Genomic DNA, 18,284 nt, shown 5'->3' with positions numbered 1-18,284 from the left:
GGTCAGGGCGTCCAGATCCACGTCTCGTCCGACAGCCCCGAGGGGTCCTCGTACGCCGTCGCCTCGTCGAGCCCGCCGACGACGACCAGCCTCCCGTCCGCCCACACCGCCGACTGCTGGCTGTCCGTGGGCGAGCGCGGCCGCCCCAAGGAGGTCCAGGTCTCGGCGTCGTCGTCGTAGACGTAGCCCCAGCCCGCCATCAGCGGGCCGTCCGCGGCGAGCGGGTACCACCCGTCGCCGCGCGGGGCGTCGACGTCGGGCGCGTCGGGCAGCGGGCTCCACTCCCCCGTCTCCGGGTCGAGGCGCCCGCCGTACACCGGGTCGCCGTCGAGGCCGGGCGCGGTCTGGATGTCCAGGTCGACCAGGCGCGAGCCGGTCCAGTGCTCGCACAGGTTGCCGATCGAGTTGGCCTTGGGGAAGCGGGCGCTCCACCGCGCGCCGTCGAAGCGGTCGACGACGGCGAACCGGGGAGTGTCGCCGTCCTCGCGCGTCTCGGGGTCCGAGCCGCACGCGAAGATCCCGTCGTCGGTCGGCAGCACGGCGTACGCCTTGAGCCGGGGCTGCTGGTCGTCGACCGGCAGCTGCGACCACTCGCGGCGCGCGACGTCCAGCACCTGCACCCGGCCCGACCTCGCCGGCACGTAGACCCGGCCGTCGAGCGCCGGGATCGCGCCGCTGTCGGTCAGCCGCACCGGAGCGGACGGCAGGGTCGACCAGGTGTCGTCGGCGATGGAGTAGGCCAGCCAGCTCCGGTCGCCGTCCCAGATGACCAGCGTCCGGCCGACGACGACCGGGCGGAACCAGTAGCCGACCGGGACCGGCGCGTCCGCGATCGGTCGCCAGGTGTCGGTGCGCGGGTCGTACGCCGCGCCGTCGCTGGCCATCGTGTCGGCCTTCACGCAGCTCGCCGTCGGCGGGCACGGCGACCCGTCGCCCCCACCGACCGCGATCACCTCCTCGCCCGTCCAGGCCAGGACCGGCGACCAGCGCGGCCCCGTCGGGAGGGGTGCGCCGGAGTGCCAGCTGCCGCCGACAGGAGGCGCAGGGGCCGGGCTCGGGTCCCGGTCGCCCCTGAGCCCCGGCACGGCGACCGCGACGGCGACCAGGGCGACGACCGACACCGCGGCCGCTGCCTCGACGATCCTCCGCCGGCGTCGGACACGACGGCCGAGCTGCTCGGCGGCGAACCGGTCGCCCGGTCCCGGGTCGACCTCGGCGAGCCCGTCGGTCAGGCTGCTGCGGAGGCGTTCCTCGATGCTCATCTGCGGTCTCCTTCCGCCGGGTCCAGCTCGCCGAGCCGGGCGCGCAGGGTCGTCAGCGCGGCGGCGGCCTGCGACTTCACGGTCCCGGGGCGGCACCCGAGGGCGTCCGCGATCTGGCGTTCGCTCAGGTCCTCGTAGTAGCGCAGCACCACGACCGCGCGCTGCCGTGGCGGCAGCGCCCGCACCGCCCGCCAGACCTCGTCGCGCTCGAGCAGGTCCGGCCCGGGGTCCGCCGTACGCTCCGGCAGCCGGTCCACGGAGGTCTCGCGGCGGAAGGAGGCGCGGCGGTGGTGGCCGATCGCGGCGTTGATCGCGATCCGGCGCACGTAGGCGGTCGGGTCGGCCGCCCGGTGGACGCGTGCCCAGGAGGCGTACGCCTTGGCGAAGGCCACCTGCACGGCGTCCTCGGCGAGCTGGCGGTCACCGGTCACGGCGTACGTCGTGCGCAGCAGCGTCGGGCGCGCCGCGACGTAGAAGCTCGCGAAGTCCGGCACCGTGCTCACACCCTGAGGATGCCGGTAGGCGCCCGTTCGGTTCGGCCGAGTCGGGACTTCTGGTCACCCCATTCGGGAGTTCTGACCAGTTGAGCCCGACGCCTGACTGACCAGGGGTCCCGACTCGGCTGGTCAGAAGTCCGGACTCGAGTGACCAGAAGTCACGATTCGACCGGGGTCAGGAGCCTTCGGCCAGGGCGCGCGAGCGGTCGCGGGCCGCCTCCATGGCAGCGAGGAACGCGGCACGGACCTTGTGGATCTCGAGCTCGCGCAGCGCGGCCGCGGTGGTGCCGGCGGGCGAGGTGACCTGCTCGCGGAGCACCGTCGGGTGGGTGCCGGTCTCGCGGAGCATCTTGGCGGAGCCCACGACCGTCTGGACGACGAGGTCGGTGGCGGTCGAGCGCGGCAGCCCGAGGTGCACCCCGGCCTCGATCATCGACTCGACCACGAAGAAGATGTACGCCGGCCCGCTGCCGGAGATCGCCGTGACGGCGTCCTGCTGGCGCTCCGGGATGCGCAGCACCTTGCCGACCGAGGCCATCAGCGCCTCGGCCTCGGCGAGGTGCTCGTCGGAGCAGTGGCTGCCGGGCGAGATGGCCGCCATGCCCTCGTCGACCAGGGCCGGGGTGTTGGGCATGACCCGGACGACGGCGACGCCCTCGGGCACCCGCGACTCGATGAACGCCGTGGTGATGCCGGCCGCCAGGGAGACCAGCAGCTGACCGGGCCGCAGCACGGGCGCGATCTCGTCGAGCACGTCGCCCATGTCCTGCGGCTTCACGACGAGCGCGACGGTCTCGGACTTCTCGGCCGCCTCGCGGTTGCCGACCACGGCGACGCCGTACCGCTCCTCGAGCTCGCGGGCGCGCTCCGGGCGCTTCTCGCCGACCAGCAGGTTGTCGACGCGCCGGCCGGCGCGGACCAGGCCGGAGAGCAGGGTCTCGCCCATGACTCCGGCGCCGAGGATGGCGGTCTGGGGCACGGGCTCGTCCTTACTTCTTGGAGATCAGCGAGCGGACGAAGAATGACAGGTTCTGCGGACGCTCGGCGAGCCTTCTCATCAGGTAGCCGTACCACTCGGTGCCGTAGGGGACGTAGACGCGCATCCGCTCGCCCTTGCCCGCCAGCCGGCGCTGCTCCTCCGGGCGGATGCCGTAGAGCATCTGGAACTCGTAGGTCCCCGGCGCGCGGCCGAAGCGGCTCGCGAGGGAGCCGGCGATCTCGACCATGCGCGGGTCGTGGGTCGCGATCATCGGGTAGCCCTCGCCGGCGAGCAGCACCTTGAGGCAGCGCACGTAGGACTTGTCGATCTCGAGCCGGTCCTGGAAGGCGACGTCCTCGGGCTCGAGGTAGGCGCCCTTGCAGAGCCGGACGCGCGAGCCCTCGTGGGCCAGCGCCTTGCAGTCGGCCTCGGTGCGGTGCAGCATCGCCTGCAGCACGGCGCCGGTCTCGGGGAAGTCCTTGCGCAGCTCGCGCAGGATGCCGAGCGTCGAGTCGGTGGTGGTGTGGTCCTCCATGTCGAGGGTGACCGTGGTGCCGGCGTTGCGGGCGGCGCGGCAGATGGTGCGCGCGTTCTCCAGGGCGACCTTGTGGCCGACCTCGGGCAGGAACTGCCCGATCGCGCTCAGCTTCACCGACACCTCGGCGCCGCGGGTCAGGCCGCGCGCCGAGAGCTGCTGGAGCAGGTCGAGGTACGCCGTCACCGTCGCGTCGGCCTGCTCCGCGTCCAGCGTGTCCTCACCGAGGAAGTCGAGCGTCACCAGGAGCCCGTCCTCGGAGAGCCCGGCCGTGGCGTCGGCGGCGGCCGCGGTGGTCTCACCGGGCACGTAGCTGCGGACGATCCCGGCCGAGACGGGCATGGTGCTGACGAGCTTCTTGACCTGCTGGCTGCGGGCGAGCAGCAGCAGGGGCTGACGGAGGAGCGACATGCCACTCAGGCTACGACGGGGACGCTCGGATGCCGATTTCAGGCGGTACGGCGGCCGGCGCACTCACGGCGTACCGACCGCCAGGTGCTCGCGGGCGAACTCCAGCGACTCGCGCAGGTCGCGCTCGCGCTCGGCGCGGTCGACGCACTTGCGGGTGTTGATCTCGAGCACCACCTCGCCCGAGAAGCCGGTCGTCGCGAGGTGGCGGAGGAAGACGTCGGCCCCCATCGAGCCGCGCCCCGGCACCAGGTGCTCGTCCTTGGCCGAGCCGGTGCCGTCGGTGAGGTGGATGTGCCGCAGCCGGTCGCCGAGCCGGGTGGCCATCGCGACCACGTCGTCGTGCGCGATGGCGGCGTGCGACAGGTCGATCGTGGTGTTGGCGTAGGACTCCGTGGACGGGTCCCAGCCGGGCAGGTACATCTCGGCCTTCCGACCGGAGGCCCGCCACGGGTACATGTTCTCGACGGCGAAGGCCAGACCGGTCGAGGCCTCCAGTGCGGCGATCCCGTCGACGAACTCACGGGCGTAGGACTTCTGCCAGCGGAACGGCGGGTGCACGACGACCACCTCGGCGCCGACGGCGTGCGCCATCTCGGCCGAGCGCTCGAGCTTGCCCCACGGCTCGGTGCCCCAGACCCGCTGGGTGAAGAGCAGGCACGGCGCATGCACGGCGGAGACCGGGATGTCGTGGTGGTCGGAGAGCTGCTTGATCGCCGAGGTCTGCTGGCTCAGGGCGTCGATCCCGACCATCACCTCGATCGTGTCGTAGCCCAGCGACGCCGCGTAGGAGAAGGCGTGGGCCGACGACTCCGGGTAGACGGAGACCGTCGAGAGCCCGATCCTCGGCAGGCTGCTCATGCCAGGCCGCCGATCTGGTCGAGGCGTTCGAGGATCACACCCTCGCGCAGCGCCCACGGGCAGATCTCGAGGGCGGGCAGCTCGAAGATGTCCATCACGGCCTCCGCGACGAGGGCGCCCGGGACGATCTGGTGCGCCCGGCTGGCCGAGACGCCCGGCAGGTGGGCCAGCTCGTCGCGGTTCATCGCCACCAGCTTGGGGATCCACTCGGACAGCTCGCTCACCGGCAGCGAGCGCGGCACCAGCGGCCCCTCGGCGGACGGGGCCGCGCCGCAGATCCGGGCCAGCGAGCGGAAGGTCTTGGACGTCGCCGCCGCGTGGTCGGGCGCACCGTGGCGCAGCATCCGGCCGGCGTCGCGGGCGATGTCGGCGCGGATCTGCTTGCGCAGCGCGCGGACGGCGTCCTCGTCGGGTCGGTCCACGTCGAAGTGCTGGCGCGCCAGCCGGGCCGCACCCAGCGGCAGCGACCAGGCGACCTCGGGCTCCTCGTCGGCACCACCGGCCATCTCGAGCGAGCCGCCGCCGATGTCGAAGACCCACAGGTGCCCGGCCGACCAGCCGAGCCAGCGGCGTACGGCGAGGAACGTCAGCCGCGCCTCGTCGTCGCCGGAGAGCACCTCGATCGGCAGGCCGGTGCGCTCGTCGATCTCGGCGAGGACGGCATCGCTGTTGACGGCGTCGCGGACCGCGGACGTCGCGAACGCCAGCATGTCCTCGCAGCCCTTCTCCTCCGCGACCTGCTGGGCCTGGGAGGTGAAGGCGGCCAGGGCGTCGATCCCCTTCTGGGACACGGCTCCGGTCTCGTCGAGGTGCTCCGCGAGCCGCAGCGGCTCCTTGTAGGAGAAGGCCGGCAGCGGCGCCGCACCCCGGTGGGCGTCGACCACCAGCAGGTGTCCGGTGTTGGACCCGATGTCGAGGACGCCCAGACGCATGGCTCCCACGCTACTAGGGAGGTCCCGCCCCGTAGGGTTGCGTCCGTGCCCGAAGTCGACCTGGTCTTTCCCCGCGCGTACGTCGAGTTCGTGAACCCCGGCGACGCGTCGGAGGTGATGCGCTGCGACCTGACCTGGCTCACGTCGAGCTACAAGTGCATCTTCGGCGAGGGCTGCTGCGGCATCTATGCCGACGCCCCCGACGTCGGCTGCTGCACCCTCGGCGCGCACTTCGCCGACAAGGCCGACGAGAAGCGGGTCGCGGCGTACGTCGACATGCTCGACGAGAAGCTCTGGCAGCAGAAGCCGCAGGGCCGCGCGGTCAAGAAGAAGGACTGGGTCGAGGTCGACGAGGACGGCGAGCGCAAGACGCTCACCACGGTCGTCGACGGGCAGCAGGCGTGCGTCTTCCACAACCGCAAGGACTTCGAGCTCGGAGCGGGCTGCGCCCTGCACGCACTGGCGTTCGTGCTCGAGAAGAACCCCGTCGAGACCAAGCCCGACGTCTGCTGGCAGCTGCCGATCCGGCGCACCTTCCGCACCGTCGACCGCCAGGACGGCACGTCGTACACCGAGGTCTCGATCGGCGAGTACGACCGACGCGGCTGGGGTCCCGGCGGCCACGACCTCGACTGGTACTGCTCCGGCAACACCGAGGCGCACGTCGCCCCCGAGCCCGTGTACCTCACCCACGAGGCCGAGCTGACCGCGCTGATGGGCAGGCCGGCGTACGACGAGCTGGTGCGGCACTGCGACGCGCACGTCCGCTCGCGATCGGCTCTGGCACTGCATCCCGCCGATCCGCGGTAACTCTCGACGTCAAGAAACCCCGACCCCGGTGTCCACCGTCGTCGGACGGGCGCTCAGAATCTCTGCATGCGCTTGGACCATCTCTCTTTCGCCGCAGGACCTGATGGCCTCGCCAGCACCGCCCAGCGACTCGGGGGACTGCTCGGCAAGGACTTCGTCGACGGCGGTGTGCACCCCCGCTTCGGCACCCGCAACATGATCCTGCCGCTCGCCGGTGACACCTACCTCGAGATCGTCGAGGTGCTCGACCACCCGGCGTCCGACAAGGCGCCGTTCGGCCAGGCCGTCCGCGCCCGCTCCGCCCTCGGCGGCGGCTGGCTCGGCTGGGTCGTCGCGGTCAAGGACATCACCACGGTCGAGGCCCGGCTGGGCCGCGAGGCCGTCACCGGCAGCCGGCACCGTCCCGACGGCGCCGAGCTGCGCTGGGAGCAGATCGGCGTCAGCGGCCTGATGGCCGACCCGCAGCTGCCCTTCTTCATCCAGTGGGAGAGCCCCGCCGAGATGCACCCGAGCACGGGCGCCGACGGCGACTTCTCCCTTGCCTGCTTGGAGATCGCGGGCGACCCGCTGCGCGTCAGCGAGTGGCTCGGCGAGCCCGTCGAGGCGCCGCTGGAGGACGTGAAGGTCGAGTGGGTCGCCCCCAACGGCACCCCCGGCATCCTGGCCGCGCAGTTCCAGACGCCCAACGGACTCGTCCGGATCTGACGCCCTGAGCGTCTCCCCCGGGGCTCGCCCGAGCCCCAACATCTGGAACCACACCGCGACGTACGAGACCGAGAACCGCGCCGTCGACCCCGACGGTGCGATCGAGGCGGCGATGCGGTCGGTCGCGTCGTGGGACGGGCGCGCGGTGCTCGACATCGGCTGCGGCACCGGATTCCACCTGCCGTGGCTCGCCGCGACGGCCGCCTCGGTGGTCGGCGTGGAGCCGCACGGCGACCTGGTGTCGCTGGCGCGACGTCGCACGCGGCGGCTCGCGAACGTCAGCGTCCTCGCCGGCACGGCCCAGGCGCTCCCGGTGCCGGACGCGTCCGTCGACGTGGTGCACGCGCGCTGGGCCTACTTCTTCGGCCCGGGGTGCGAGCCCGGCCTCGCCGAGCTCGACCGCGTCGTACGTCGTGGCGGCACGGCGTTCGTCATCGACAACGACCCGACCCGGTCGACCTTCGGCTCGTGGTTCCGGCGCGGCTACCCGGACGTCGACCCCGTCGCCGTCGAGCGGTTCTGGTCGACGCGCGGCTGGACCCGGGTGCCGGTCGAGATGCGGTGGTCGTTCGCGTCGCGCGCCGACCTGGAGTCGGTGGTGCGCATCGAGCTCAACGCCGCGGTCGCCGAGGCCGTGCTGGCCGAGCACGAGGGCACCGAGGTCGACTACGCCGTCAACCTGTGGTGGCGGGGGTTCTGAGCTCGGCGAGCTCGCGCAACGCGTCGACCAGGTGCACCTTGCCGGGCGCGTGGTCGTCACTGCGGTGCACCGCCGTCAGGTGCTGGTGCAGGGGCGGCTCGAAGCTGCGGACGACGACGTCCGGCCCGAGGATGCGCAGGTTCTCGACGCTGTGCCAGATGCACGACGCGAGTCCGCGCCGGACGCTCTCGAGCCACACGTTGCGCTCGTCGCTCTCCACCGAGACGCTCGGGGTGACGTCGACGGCCTCGAAGAACCAGTCGAGCGCGGCGCGGCGGTCGGACCCCGCCGTCGGCAGCACGAGGGGCACGTCGGCCAGCTGAGCGACCGTGATCGGGTCGGGCAGGTCCAGCCCGCTCGGGGAGACCAGCACGACCTCGGCTGCGCCCAGCGAGACGACCTCGAGGTCGGTCGGGACGTCCTGGTCGCAGAGTCCGAGGTCGGCGCGCCTCTCCCGCACCATCGCGTGCACCTCGTTGCTGCCGCTGCAGCCGACCAGCCTCGCCGGCGGCGCGACCCCCTGGTCACGGAGCGACTCGAGGAGGGGCAGTGCGAGGGAGGCCTGGAGGGTCGGTGAGGCCGCGATGACGAGCGGTACGTCGCGGCTGCCCGGGTCGGACAGCCGGCGCAAGGCGTCGATGCTGCGCAGGACCCGCCGGGCGCGCGCGACGAAGGCATCGCCCTGGGAGGTCAGCGCGATGCCGCGGCCGGCCCTGCGGAAGATCGTCACGTCGAGCTCGCGCTCGAGCTGACGGATCGCGCGGCTCAGCGCCGGCTGCGCGACGAAGAGCTCCGTCGCCGCCGCGGTCATGCTGCCGCGGTCGGCCGTCTCGACGACGTAGCGCAGCTGCTGGATGTTCACGCCGCTCCTCCGATCCAGACCGAACGGGCATTGGACCGCTCCTGGGCTGCGCCCGAATGTAACGGGGGTCACCCCAGACCCGAGGAGGACCCATGCAACCCACCCGCAGAGCGCTGCGCGCGACGTTCGTCGCCGCCGCCGTCTCGCTCGCCACCGTCACGACCCTGGTCGTCGCGACCACGTCCCAGGGCTCGGAGGCCCCGACGCGCCGGACCGCGCCGACGCCGGCCTCGATCGCCGGGCTGAAGGTGCTGCTCACCAACGACGACAGCGCCCGCGCCGCGGACACGACGTACGGCACCGACGGCAAGGGGATCTACGAGCTGCGCAAGGCCCTCTGCGCGGCCGGCGCCGACGTGCTCGTGGTCGCGCCGTGGCGCCAGCAGAGCGGCGCGGGCGGCCGGATGACGGTCCCCGGCTTCTCGCCCGTGCCGCTGACGGTGCAGGCGGTCGCCCCGCCGTCGGCGTACGCCGAGGACTGCGCCGGCGCGTCGGCGCAGGGTGCCGTGTTCGGCGTCTGCCAGGCCGCGGCTCCCTGCGACTCCGGCTCCACCTCGGCGTCGCCGTCCGACGCGGTCTACGTCGCGCTGCGCCGCTTCGCCGCGACGTACTGGCCCACCGGTCCGGACGTCGTGCTCTCGGGCGTGAACTTCGGCCAGAACGTCGGCGCCACGCTCAACCACTCCGGCACCGTCGGTGCGGCCGTCACCGCCGCCGAGAACGGCGTGCCCGCCGTCGCGCTCAGCGCCGAGGTGGCGCTGAGCCTCGCCGACCTCCCGAACGTGCCGTTCGCCCAGACCTCGGCGTACGCCGTGCAGCTGCTCCAGCAGCTGGTCGGCGCGGACCGGCTCACGCCGTCGCTGCTGCTGAACGTCAACTACCCGTTCATCGGTGCCGGCGAGCAGCTCGGCAAGCCCGTGAACACGGTCGCGGGCACGTCCGACCTCCTCGGGATGTCCTACTCGGGCGACGTGACGAAGGAGGGCGGCACCTACCAGCTCGGCATCGGCAGCACGGCCGAGGAGACCCGCGCCGACGCCGACACCACGGCCCTGAAGGCCAACAACATCTCGGTCACCCAGCTCGACGGAGACTGGACGCTGCCGGACGCCGACGACCTGGTCGGCGAGCTCGACGGCACCGCGGCCCCGACGGCCACGTCGCTGCGAGCGGCCGCCAAGCCCGCACGTGACCGGACGCGGCCGTACTCCACCGTCGTCAGCGGCCGGGTGCTCGGTGCGGACGAGGAGTGCGCGGGACGGGTGAGGGTGACGGCCGCCGGCAAGGTCCGCGCGACCGGCGTGCGCGGCAAGGTCGCCGTGGCCGGCACCAGGTCGGTCAAGGTCGGCGCCGACTGCCGGTTCACGGGCCGGGTCACGATCGCGCCCACCAGGAAGGCGCTGCGCAGGGCCTCGCTGTCGGGGACCGTCACGGTGCGCGCGGCGTACGCCGGCACCGACGACCTCGCCGCGTCGGCGACGACGGTGAAGGTCCGGGTGGGCTAGCTGGACCCGCGCACCGCCAGCGTCGGCACCAGCATCACGCCGGTGCCGACGACTGGCGGGTGCGCGAGCAGCCCCTCGAGAGCGGTGACGACCTCCACGGCGACCTGCTCGAGCGGCTGGCGCACGGAGGTCAGGCCGGGCGGGACGACCTGGGCGACCTGGGAGTCGTCGAAGCCGACGACCGCGACGTGCTCGCCGGCGCGCAGCCCGCGGTCGCGCAGCGTGTGGAGCACCCCCATCGCCAGGGTGTCGGAGGCGCAGACGAAGGCCGAGGGCTGGGCGCTGTCGAGGAGGTGGGCGCTGGCCTCGCGGCCGGACGCGACGGTGTCCTCGACCCGGGAGGCCAGCCCGGTGGTCGGCAGTCCCCGGGCGTGCATGGCGCGGGTCCAGCCCGACCGCCGGTCCTCGCTGATGCGGGAGTCCTTGCGCCACCCGATCCAGGCGATCCGGTGGTGACCCTTGTCGAGCAGGTGCTGGGTGGCCAGCTCGGTGCCGGCGGCCCCGTCGACGTCGACCCAGGAGTGTCGAGCCTGAGGGTTGTCCCACGGCCGTCCGAACGCGACGAACGGCGCGCGCCGCTCCTCGAGCCAGGTCGCCTGCGGGTTGCCGAGGTAGGTGTCGGTGACGACGAAGGCGTCGACCGCGGTCGAGCGGAGCAGGTCGTCGTACCCCGCCAGCGGGTTGGTGCTGCTGCCCGCACCCGCGAAGAGGAGCACGTGGTAGCCGGCCTCGCGCGAGGTCTCGACGAGGGAGTGCACGAAGCGGTCCATCGTCGCGTTCGCGGTGCCCTCCTGGGCCGGACCGATGCGCATCCCGATCAGGTGCGAGGCGCGGGTGCGCAGGTTGCGCGCCGCGCGGTTGGGTGAGTAGCCGAGGGCGTCGATCGACTCCTGGACCCGGGTCAGGGTGTCGGGACGCAGCAGGTCCGGGTTGTTGATCGCGTTGGACACCGTCTGGCGTGAGACGCCGGCGCGCTCGGCGACGTCGGCGAGGGTCGGCGGGGTCACCGACAGCGGGGGCCGGGCCTGGACCCGACCGACGGCGTGCTCGGAGCTCTGGGGCACCCGCACCTCCTCGACCTGACGCGGTGACCGCTTGATCGTTCCAATGACACCACATTCCGGCGCCGTACGTCGGGTGTCGGTGCCGACACCTACCGTGTGCGCATGCCCAAGACCGCCAGGCCCGCCTACCGCTGCTCCGAGTGCGGATGGGAGACCGGCAAGTGGGTCGGCCGGTGCGGGGAGTGCCAGGCGTGGGGGTCGGTCGCCGAGGCCGCCACGGTCACGACGGGCCGCACCTCCGCCGCTCCCGTGAGCACCCCGGCGGTGCCGATCGGCCAGGTATCGGTGACCGAGTCGGCGTTCCGCACCAGCGGCGTGCCCGAGCTCGACCGGGTGCTCGGCGGCGGCCTGGTGCCCGGCGCCGCGATCCTGCTGGCCGGTGAGCCGGGCGTCGGCAAGAGCACGCTGCTGCTCGAGGTGGCCGCCCAGACCGCGCGCTACCAGCGCCGCACGCTCTACGTGACCGGTGAGGAGTCCGCCTCCCAGGTGCGGCTGCGCGCCGACCGCACCGGCGGGGTGCACGACGAGCTCTTCCTTGCTGCCGAGACCGACCTCGGTGCGGTGCTGACCCACATCGAGCAGGTGCGCCCGACCCTGCTCGTCGTCGACTCGGTGCAGACCATCGGGGCGTCCGGCATCGAGGGCGTGCCCGGCGGCGTCACCCAGGTCAAGGAGGTGGCGGCAGCGCTGATCCGGGTCGCGAAGACCCGCAACATCACGACCGTCCTGGTCGGCCACGTCACCAAGGACGGCTCCATCGCCGGCCCCCGCGTCCTCGAGCACCTCGTCGACGTCGTGCTCAACTTCGAGGGCGACCGCAACTCCCGCTTCCGGATGGTGCGGGCGATGAAGAACCGGTTCGGCCCCATCGACGAGGTCGGCTGCTTCGACCTCGGCGCCGACGGCATCAGCGCGGTCACCGACCCCACCGGCCTCTTCGTCGAGAACCACCACAGCCAGGTCCCGGGCACCTGCGTGGCGGTCACCATGGAGGGTCGCCGCCCGCTGCTCGCCGAGGTGCAGGCCCTGGTCACCCACAGTGCCGCCGAGCGTCCCCGGCGTACGACGTCGGGCCTCGACTCCCCGCGGGTGGCCATGGTGATGGCGGTGCTGCACCAGCACTGCCGGATCCGGCTCCAGACCATGGACGTCTTCGCGTCGACGGTCGGCGGCGCCAAGGTGATGGAGCCTGCCAGCGACCTCGCCGTGGCGGTCGCCCTCGCCTCGGCGAGCGAGGGCGTGGCCGCGCCGCGCGGGATGGTCGCGATGGGCGAGATCGGCCTGGCCGGCGAGCTGCGCCGGGTGCGCGACCTGCCGCAGCGCCTGGCCGAGGCCGCCCGGCTGGGCTTCCAGCTCGCCGTCGTGCCGTCCGAGCCGGGCCAGGGCGGCCCCCGCTCCCCCGAGTCCTGGACCGTCGACGGGATGCGGGTCGTCGACGTCCCCGACGTGCGTGGCGCCCTGCGGCTGGTCAACCTCGCCGGCGAGCGCGGCCCGAGCGGGCCCCGCCCGGTGTGATGGGCTCGCCGTCGTGAGCGTTCTGTGACCTCACGGACGCCCCGCACGCCCTAGACTGACCGCCCCGGGGGATCGACGGATGCTCCGGCTCATGCATGGGAGGACGTCGCGGTGGCCATCGACCGCTCTGACGAGCAGCTGCGCCTGCGTGCCACACTCGCCACGATCGCGCCCGGCACGCCGCTGCGCGACGGCCTCGAGCGGATCCTCCGCGGTCGCACCGGCGCCCTGATCGTCCTGGGCCAGGACAAGGTCGTCGAGTCGATCGCGACCGGCGGCTTCATGCTCGACGTCCCGTTCACGGCCACCGGGCTGCGCGAGCTGGCGAAGATGGACGGCGCGATCATCGTCGACAAGGACGTGACCCGCATCCTGCGCGCCGCCGTGCACCTGATGCCCGACCACACCATCCCGTCCGAGGAGACCGGCACCCGGCACCGCACCGCCGACCGGGTCGCCCGGCAGACCGGCTTCCCGGTCATCTCGGTGTCGCAGTCGATGCAGATCATCGCGGCGTACGTCGGGGAGACCCGCCACGTGCTCGAGGACGTCGGCCAGATCCTGTCCCGCGCCAACCAGGCGCTCGCGACCCTGGAGCGCTACAAGCTCCGCCTCGACGAGGTGTCCAGCACCCTGTCGGCCCTGGAGATCGAGGACCTGGTGACCGTCCGCGACGTCGCCGTGGTCGCGCAGCGGCTCGAGATGGTCACCCGGATCGCCCGCGAGATCGAGGACTACGTGCTCGAGCTGGGCACCGACGGCCGGCTGCTCTCGCTCCAGCTCGAGGAGCTCATCACCGGCGTCGACATCGAGCGCGAGCTGGTGATCCGCGACTACCTGCCGGTCGGCCGGCGCTCCCGCACCCCGGAGTCCGTGCTCGCCCGCCTCGAGTCGCTCTCCTCCATCGAGCTGGTCGACCCGGCCGCCGCCGCACGTGCCCTCGGGCTCGGCACCGGCGAGCACCTCGACGGCGCCGTCGCCCCCCGCGGCTACCGGCTGCTCGCCAAGGTGCCCCGGCTGCCCAGCACCGTCGTGGACCGGCTGGTCGACCACTTCGGCACGCTGCAGAAGCTGCTCTCCGCCGGCATCGACGACCTCCAGGCCGTCGACGGCGTCGGCGAGCTGCGGGCCCGCAGCGTCCGCGAGGGACTCTCCCGGCTGGCGGAGTCGACGATCCTGGAGCGGTACGTCTAGCTCTAGTCCACGGCACCCGTCGGCGAGCCGGACGGCTTGCCGCTCGGCTTGCCGCTCGGCTTGCCGCTGGGCTTTCCACTGGGCTTGTTCGACGGCGTCTGCGTCGGCGACTGCTTCGGCGTCGACGTCACGGTGATCGTCGCGGCCGTCGGCGTCGTCAGCTCGAACTGGAGGTCCGACGGCTCCCCGCCCAGGGCGGCCGCGGTGACGTGGTACCAGCCCGGCGAGGCCCAGTCGGTGCGCGCCGAGCAGTCCTCGTCGGAGCGCTTGGCCTGCTTCCAGACGATGCCGACGTTGGTGGTCACGTCCTGGCGCACCACGACGTCGCGGCGCGGGATGGCGCGGTGGCAGGCGCGGCTGTTCCAGATCGCGTCCTTGCCGGAGGTGATCGAGACGGCCAACGACTCCGGCGAGACCCGCCAGGTGCAGGCGGGGCTGCTGATCGTCCGCAGCTGGAGCACGACCAGCACGTCGCGACCGGCGACCGCGTGCTGCACCTTCGGCGTGACGGCGATGTCGGAGCCCACGCAGGTGCCCTCGGGCTCCGCGAGCACGGGAGCCTCGCTCGTCGTCGGCGCCTTGCCCGGCTTCACCCTCTTCGTCGGGGTCGGCGACGTGGAGAGCGTGATGGTCACGTCGTCGGTCGGCGTCTCGGACGGCGAGTCGGCCGTGAGGCGGGCGGCGCCGTCACCGTCCGACGAGGCGTCGCTGCCGTTGCCGAGCAGCCGGGCGATCGCGAAGACCAGCAGCAGGGCGGTGCCGAGGACCATGATCCGGCGTACCCAGTAGACCCGGGCCGGCAACGGTCCGCGGGTCGTGGCAGGCATGGGGTCACGCTAGTCAGTCCCCCACGGCCGACGGTGGTGCCACACCGGCACAATGGACGGGAGATGAGCCTTCTCCACGAACCGGTCCTGCGGTGGTACGACGACCACGCGCGCGAGCTGCCCTGGCGCGGCCCCGACGCCTCGGCGTGGTCGGTCATGGTCTCCGAGCTCATGCTCCAGCAGACGCCCGTCGCGCGGGTGCTGCCGGTGCACGAGGCGTGGCTCGAGCGCTGGCCGACCCCCGCCGACCTCGCGGCCGAGAGCACGGGCGAGGCGGTCCGGGCCTGGGGCCGGCTCGGCTACCCGCGCCGGGCCCTGCGCCTGCATGCCGCGGCGACCGTGATCGCCGAGCGGCACGGCAACGAGGTTCCGGCGTCGTACGACGAGCTGATCGCGCTGCCCGGCGTCGGCGACTACACGGCTGCCGCGATCGCGACGTTCGCCTACGGCCGGCGCCACGTCGTGCTCGACACCAACGTCCGCCGGGTCCTGGCGCGCGCGCTCCAGGGCGTCGAGTTCCCGGCGCCGTCCGTGACCCGGGCCGAGCGCGACGCCGCCGCCGAGGTGCTGCCCGAGGACCCCGCGACCGCCGCGACCTGGTCGGTCGCCGTCATGGAGCTCGGCGCACTGGTGTGCACCGCGAGCAACCCGCGGTGCGGCGACTGCCCGGTGGCCGACCTGTGCGCCTGGCGCGCGGCCGGGCACCCGGCGTACGACGGCCCGCCACGCAAGGTGCAGACCTGGGTCGGCACCGACCGCCAGTGCCGGGGCCGGCTGCTCTCGGTGCTCCGCGACAGCGACGGCCCGGTGCACCGATCGCGCCTGGACGCGACCTGGCCCGACGAGCCGCAGCGGCTGCGCTGCCTGGCTTCGCTCATCGAGGACCGGCTGGTCGTCGATGCCGGCCCGGACACCTACGCGCTGCCCTAAATGCCGACCCGGCGCTGGTTTCACCGTGAAGGGTGAAACCAGCGCCGGGTCGACTGCAAACTGGCGCCGGGTCGGCTCAGACCTCGCGCGGCAGGTCGGTGCCGCTCTCGGAGTCGTCCGGACCCTCGATCGGCGCCGCGTCGGAGGCCGCCACCTCGGCGGTCTCGAACGGCGGCAGGTCGGGCAGGGCGCCGACCTTCTGACCGGAGAACGTGAAGGTCGCCGACGGGCCCTCGCCCTCCACGTCCACCAGCACGATCTGGCCGGGGCCGACCTCGCCGAAGAGCATCTTCTCGGCGAGCACGTCCTCGATCTCGCGCTGGATGGTGCGGCGCAGCGGCCGGGCACCCAGGACCGGGTCGAAGCCCCGCTCGGCGAGCAGGTTCTTCGCGGCCGGGGTCAGCTCGATCCGCATGTCGCGGTCGCGCATCCGCAGCTCCACCGAGGCCACCATGTTGTCGACCATGTGGACGATCTGCTCCTGCGTCAGCGGCGGGAACACGATGATCTCGTCGACTCGGTTGAGGAACTCCGGCTTGAAGTGCTGCTTGAGCTCCTCCGAGACCTTGTTCTTCATCCGCTCGTAGTCGCCCGGGCCACCGGCACCACCGGCGAAGCCGAGGTTGACGCCCTTCGAGATGTCCCGGGTGCCGAGGTTGGTCGTCATGATGATGACGGTGTTCTTGAAGTCGACCACGCGGCCCTGCGAGTCGGTCAGGCGACCTTCCTCGAGGATCTGCAGCAGGCTGTTGAAGATGTCCGGGTGCGCCTTCTCGACCTCGTCGAACAGCACGACGGAGAACGGCTTGCGGCGCACCTTCTCGGTGAGCTGGCCACCCTCTTCGTAGCCGACGTAGCCCGGAGGCGAGCCGAAGAGCCGCGAGACGGTGTGCTTCTCGCCGAACTCCGACATGTCGAGCTGGATCAGGGAGTCCTCGTCGCCGAACAGGAACTCGGCGAGCGTCTTGGACAGCCAGGTCTTACCGACACCGGACGGGCCGGCGAAGATGAACGAACCGCCGGGGCGCTTCGGGTCCTTCATGCCGGCGCGGGTACGCCGGATCGCGCGGGAGATCGCCTTGACGGCCTCGTCCTGCCCGATGACGCGCTTGTGGAGCTCGTCCTCCATGTTGAGCAGCCGGGTCGACTCCTCCTCGGAGAGCTTGACGATCGGGATGCCGGTGGCGACGGCGAGGACCTCGGCGATGAGCTCCTCGTCGACCTCCGCGACCTCGTCCATGTCGCCCGCGCGCCACTGCTTCTCGCGCTCGGACTTCTTCAGGATGAGCTGCTTCTCCTCGTCGCGCAGACGGGCGGCGGCCTCGAAGTCCTGGCCGTCGATCGCGGCCTCCTTGCGCTGGCGGACCTCGCCGATCTTGTCGTCGTACTCACGCAGGTCGGCGGGCGCCGTCATCCGGCGGATCCGCAGCCGCGAGCCGGCCTCGTCGATCAGGTCGATGGCCTTGTCCGGCAGGAACCGGTCGGAGATGTAGCGGTCGGCCAGGGTCGCGGCCGAGACCAGCGCCTCGTCGGTGATGGTCACCCGGTGGTGCGCCTCGTAGCGGTCGCGCAGGCCCTTGAGCATCTCGATCGTGTGCGCGATCGACGGCTCGGCGACCTGGATCGGCTGGAAGCGGCGCTCGAGCGCGGCGTCCTTCTCGAGGTACTTGCGGTACTCGTCGAGGGTGGTCGCGCCGATGGTCTGCAGCTCACCGCGGGCCAGCATCGGCTTGAGGATGCTGGCGGCGTCGATGGCGCCCTCGGCCGCGCCGGCGCCGACGAGGGTGTGGATCTCGTCGATGAACAGCACGATGTCGCCGCGGGTGCGGATCTCCTTGAGCACCTTCTTCAGGCGCTCCTCGAAGTCACCGCGGTAGCGCGAGCCGGCCACCAGGGCGCCCAGGTCGAGCGTGTAGATCTGCTTGTCCTTGAGCGTCTCCGGGACGTTGCCCTTGACGATGTCCTGGGCCAGGCCCTCGACGATCGTCGTCTTGCCGACGCCGGGCTCACCGATCAGGACCGGGTTGTTCTTCGTCCGGCGCGAGAGGATCTGCATGACCCGCTCGATCTCCTGCTCGCGGCCGATGACCGGGTCCAGCTTGCCCTCGCGGGCGTCCTGGGTCAGGTTGCGGCCGAACTGGTCGAGCACGAGCGAGGACGACGGGGCGTCGCTGGTCGAGCCGCCGGGCGCGGCGCCCGCACCGGACGCCTCCTTGCCCTGGAAGCCCGAGAGCAGCTGGATGACCTGCTGGCGGACCCGGTTGAGGTCGGCGCCGAGCTTCTGGAGGACCTGGGCGGCGACGCCCTCACCCTCACGGATCAGGCCCAGCAGGATGTGCTCGGTGCCGATGTAGGAGTGCCCGAGCTGGAGCGCCTCGCGCAGCGAGAGCTCGAGGACCTTCTTGGCCCGCGGGGTGAAGGGGATGTGGCCGCTGGGCGCCTGCTGGCCCTGGCCGATGATCTCCTCGACCTGCGCGCGGACGGCCTCCAGCGAGATGTCGAGGCTCTCGAGCGCCTTGGCAGCGACGCCCTCGCCCTCGTGGATGAGACCGAGCAGGATGTGCTCGGTGCCGATGTAGTTGTGGGAGAGCATGCGGGCCTCTTCTTGGGCCAGCACGACAACTCGCCGGGCTCGGTCTGTGAACCGCTCGAACATGCGCATCGCTCCTGAAGCTTCGTGGGGCCCTCCCCCGCCGGA

17 protein-coding genes are annotated in these 18,284 nt (G+C 72.5%); 7 read left to right on the top strand and 10 right to left on the bottom strand.

All coding sequences use genetic code 11. The features are described 5' to 3' along the window. Nucleotides 1-2 precede the first annotated feature (2 nt). The 6 genes from ACFPYL_RS03980 to ACFPYL_RS03955 all read right to left on the bottom strand — a co-directional run bounded on the left by ACFPYL_RS03980 (nt 3) and on the right by ACFPYL_RS03955 (nt 5,474). A complete protein-coding gene (locus ACFPYL_RS03980; protein ID WP_379150566.1) occupies nt 3-1,262 on the bottom strand; it encodes a hypothetical protein in 1,260 nt (419 codons plus the stop codon). Beyond that, on the bottom strand, nt 1,259-1,765 hold the full coding sequence (locus ACFPYL_RS03975) for a SigE family RNA polymerase sigma factor (protein ID WP_379150564.1): 507 nt from the start codon (nt 1,763-1,765) through the stop codon (nt 1,259-1,261). Before ACFPYL_RS03975 ends, ACFPYL_RS03980 begins: the two co-directional genes overlap by 4 nt. Nucleotides 1,766-1,934: 169 nt before the next feature. Continuing rightward, the gene (gene proC / locus ACFPYL_RS03970; RefSeq protein ID WP_379150562.1) at nt 1,935-2,738 is read right to left on the bottom strand and encodes a pyrroline-5-carboxylate reductase; all 804 of its coding nucleotides are present in this window, start codon (nt 2,736-2,738) and stop codon (nt 1,935-1,937) included. A 10-nt stretch (nt 2,739-2,748) separates the two neighbouring features. Then, nucleotides 2,749-3,684 carry a proline dehydrogenase family protein gene (locus ACFPYL_RS03965; protein ID WP_379150560.1) on the bottom strand — a complete coding sequence of 312 codons (936 nt, stop codon included), beginning with the start codon at nt 3,682-3,684 and terminating at the stop codon, nt 2,749-2,751. 63 nt (nt 3,685-3,747) lie between these two features. Next, on the bottom strand, nt 3,748-4,542 hold the full coding sequence (locus ACFPYL_RS03960) for a sugar phosphate isomerase/epimerase family protein (RefSeq protein ID WP_379150558.1): 795 nt from the start codon (nt 4,540-4,542) through the stop codon (nt 3,748-3,750). Then, nucleotides 4,539-5,474 carry a Ppx/GppA phosphatase family protein gene (locus ACFPYL_RS03955; protein WP_379150556.1) on the bottom strand — a complete coding sequence of 312 codons (936 nt, stop codon included), beginning with the start codon at nt 5,472-5,474 and terminating at the stop codon, nt 4,539-4,541. The genes ACFPYL_RS03960 and ACFPYL_RS03955 overlap by 4 nt, the downstream gene beginning before the upstream one ends. 45 nt (nt 5,475-5,519) lie before the next feature. Here ACFPYL_RS03955 and ACFPYL_RS03950 point away from each other — a divergent pair, with 45 nt between their 5' ends. From ACFPYL_RS03950 to ACFPYL_RS03940, 3 genes are all read left to right on the top strand, one after another. After that, nucleotides 5,520-6,284, top strand: coding sequence for a hypothetical protein (locus ACFPYL_RS03950; protein WP_379150554.1), 765 nt, complete (start codon nt 5,520-5,522; stop codon nt 6,282-6,284). Nucleotides 6,285-6,350: 66 nt separating this feature from the next. Continuing rightward, nucleotides 6,351-6,989, top strand: coding sequence for a VOC family protein (locus ACFPYL_RS03945; RefSeq protein ID WP_379150552.1), 639 nt, complete (start codon nt 6,351-6,353; stop codon nt 6,987-6,989). Between the two features lie 112 nt (nt 6,990-7,101). Then, nucleotides 7,102-7,689 (top strand): class I SAM-dependent methyltransferase, encoded by a 588-nt coding sequence (locus ACFPYL_RS03940; protein ID WP_379150550.1) that lies wholly within the window; start codon nt 7,102-7,104, stop codon nt 7,687-7,689. On the opposite strand, the gene ACFPYL_RS03935 is transcribed toward ACFPYL_RS03940, so the two are convergent. After that, entirely contained in the window at nt 7,664-8,551 is an 888-nt protein-coding gene (locus ACFPYL_RS03935; protein ID WP_379150548.1) for a LysR family transcriptional regulator, read from the bottom strand. The two genes, ACFPYL_RS03940 and ACFPYL_RS03935, sit on opposite strands and share 26 nt — an antisense overlap. Before the next feature lie 92 nt (nt 8,552-8,643). Here ACFPYL_RS03935 and ACFPYL_RS03930 point away from each other — a divergent pair, with 92 nt between their 5' ends. Next, nucleotides 8,644-10,056, top strand: a complete 1,413-nt coding sequence (locus ACFPYL_RS03930) for a 5'/3'-nucleotidase SurE (RefSeq protein ID WP_379150546.1) — start codon at nt 8,644-8,646, stop codon at nt 10,054-10,056. On the opposite strand, the gene ACFPYL_RS03925 is transcribed toward ACFPYL_RS03930, so the two are convergent. Then, a complete protein-coding gene (locus ACFPYL_RS03925) occupies nt 10,053-11,120 on the bottom strand; it encodes a LacI family DNA-binding transcriptional regulator (RefSeq protein WP_379150544.1) in 1,068 nt (355 codons plus the stop codon). The genes ACFPYL_RS03930 and ACFPYL_RS03925 overlap by 4 nt on opposite strands. Before the next feature lie 102 nt (nt 11,121-11,222). Here ACFPYL_RS03925 and radA point away from each other — a divergent pair, with 102 nt between their 5' ends. Both radA and disA read left to right on the top strand, forming a co-directional pair. Further along, nucleotides 11,223-12,635: a DNA repair protein RadA gene (gene radA, locus ACFPYL_RS03920; protein ID WP_379150542.1), complete on the top strand. Its 1,413-nt coding sequence runs from the start codon at nt 11,223-11,225 to the stop codon at nt 12,633-12,635. Nucleotides 12,636-12,746: 111 nt separating this feature from the next. Continuing rightward, complete coding sequence (disA, locus tag ACFPYL_RS03915) at nt 12,747-13,829, top strand: DNA integrity scanning diadenylate cyclase DisA (protein WP_200945061.1); 1,083 nt, start codon at nt 12,747-12,749, stop codon at nt 13,827-13,829. Between the two features lie 2 nt (nt 13,830-13,831). Here disA and ACFPYL_RS03910 read toward each other — a convergent pair whose 3' ends face one another. Then, the gene (locus tag ACFPYL_RS03910) at nt 13,832-14,656 is read right to left on the bottom strand and encodes a hypothetical protein (protein WP_379150540.1); all 825 of its coding nucleotides are present in this window, start codon (nt 14,654-14,656) and stop codon (nt 13,832-13,834) included. Nucleotides 14,657-14,719: 63 nt separating this feature from the next. Here ACFPYL_RS03910 and ACFPYL_RS03905 point away from each other — a divergent pair, with 63 nt between their 5' ends. Continuing rightward, nucleotides 14,720-15,586 carry an A/G-specific adenine glycosylase gene (locus ACFPYL_RS03905; protein WP_379150538.1) on the top strand — a complete coding sequence of 289 codons (867 nt, stop codon included), beginning with the start codon at nt 14,720-14,722 and terminating at the stop codon, nt 15,584-15,586. 76 nt (nt 15,587-15,662) lie between these two features. Here ACFPYL_RS03905 and ACFPYL_RS03900 read toward each other — a convergent pair whose 3' ends face one another. Beyond that, on the bottom strand, nt 15,663-18,242 hold the full coding sequence (locus ACFPYL_RS03900) for an ATP-dependent Clp protease ATP-binding subunit (protein WP_379150536.1): 2,580 nt from the start codon (nt 18,240-18,242) through the stop codon (nt 15,663-15,665). Nucleotides 18,243-18,284: the final 42 nt, after the last annotated feature.

Source organism: Nocardioides hankookensis (assembly GCF_042658885.1).
Lineage (GTDB): Bacteria > Actinomycetota > Actinomycetes > Propionibacteriales > Nocardioidaceae > Nocardioides > Nocardioides hankookensis.
Note: the sequence above shows the minus strand (reverse complement) of the source record. Positions and strands in the feature narration are given on the sequence as shown.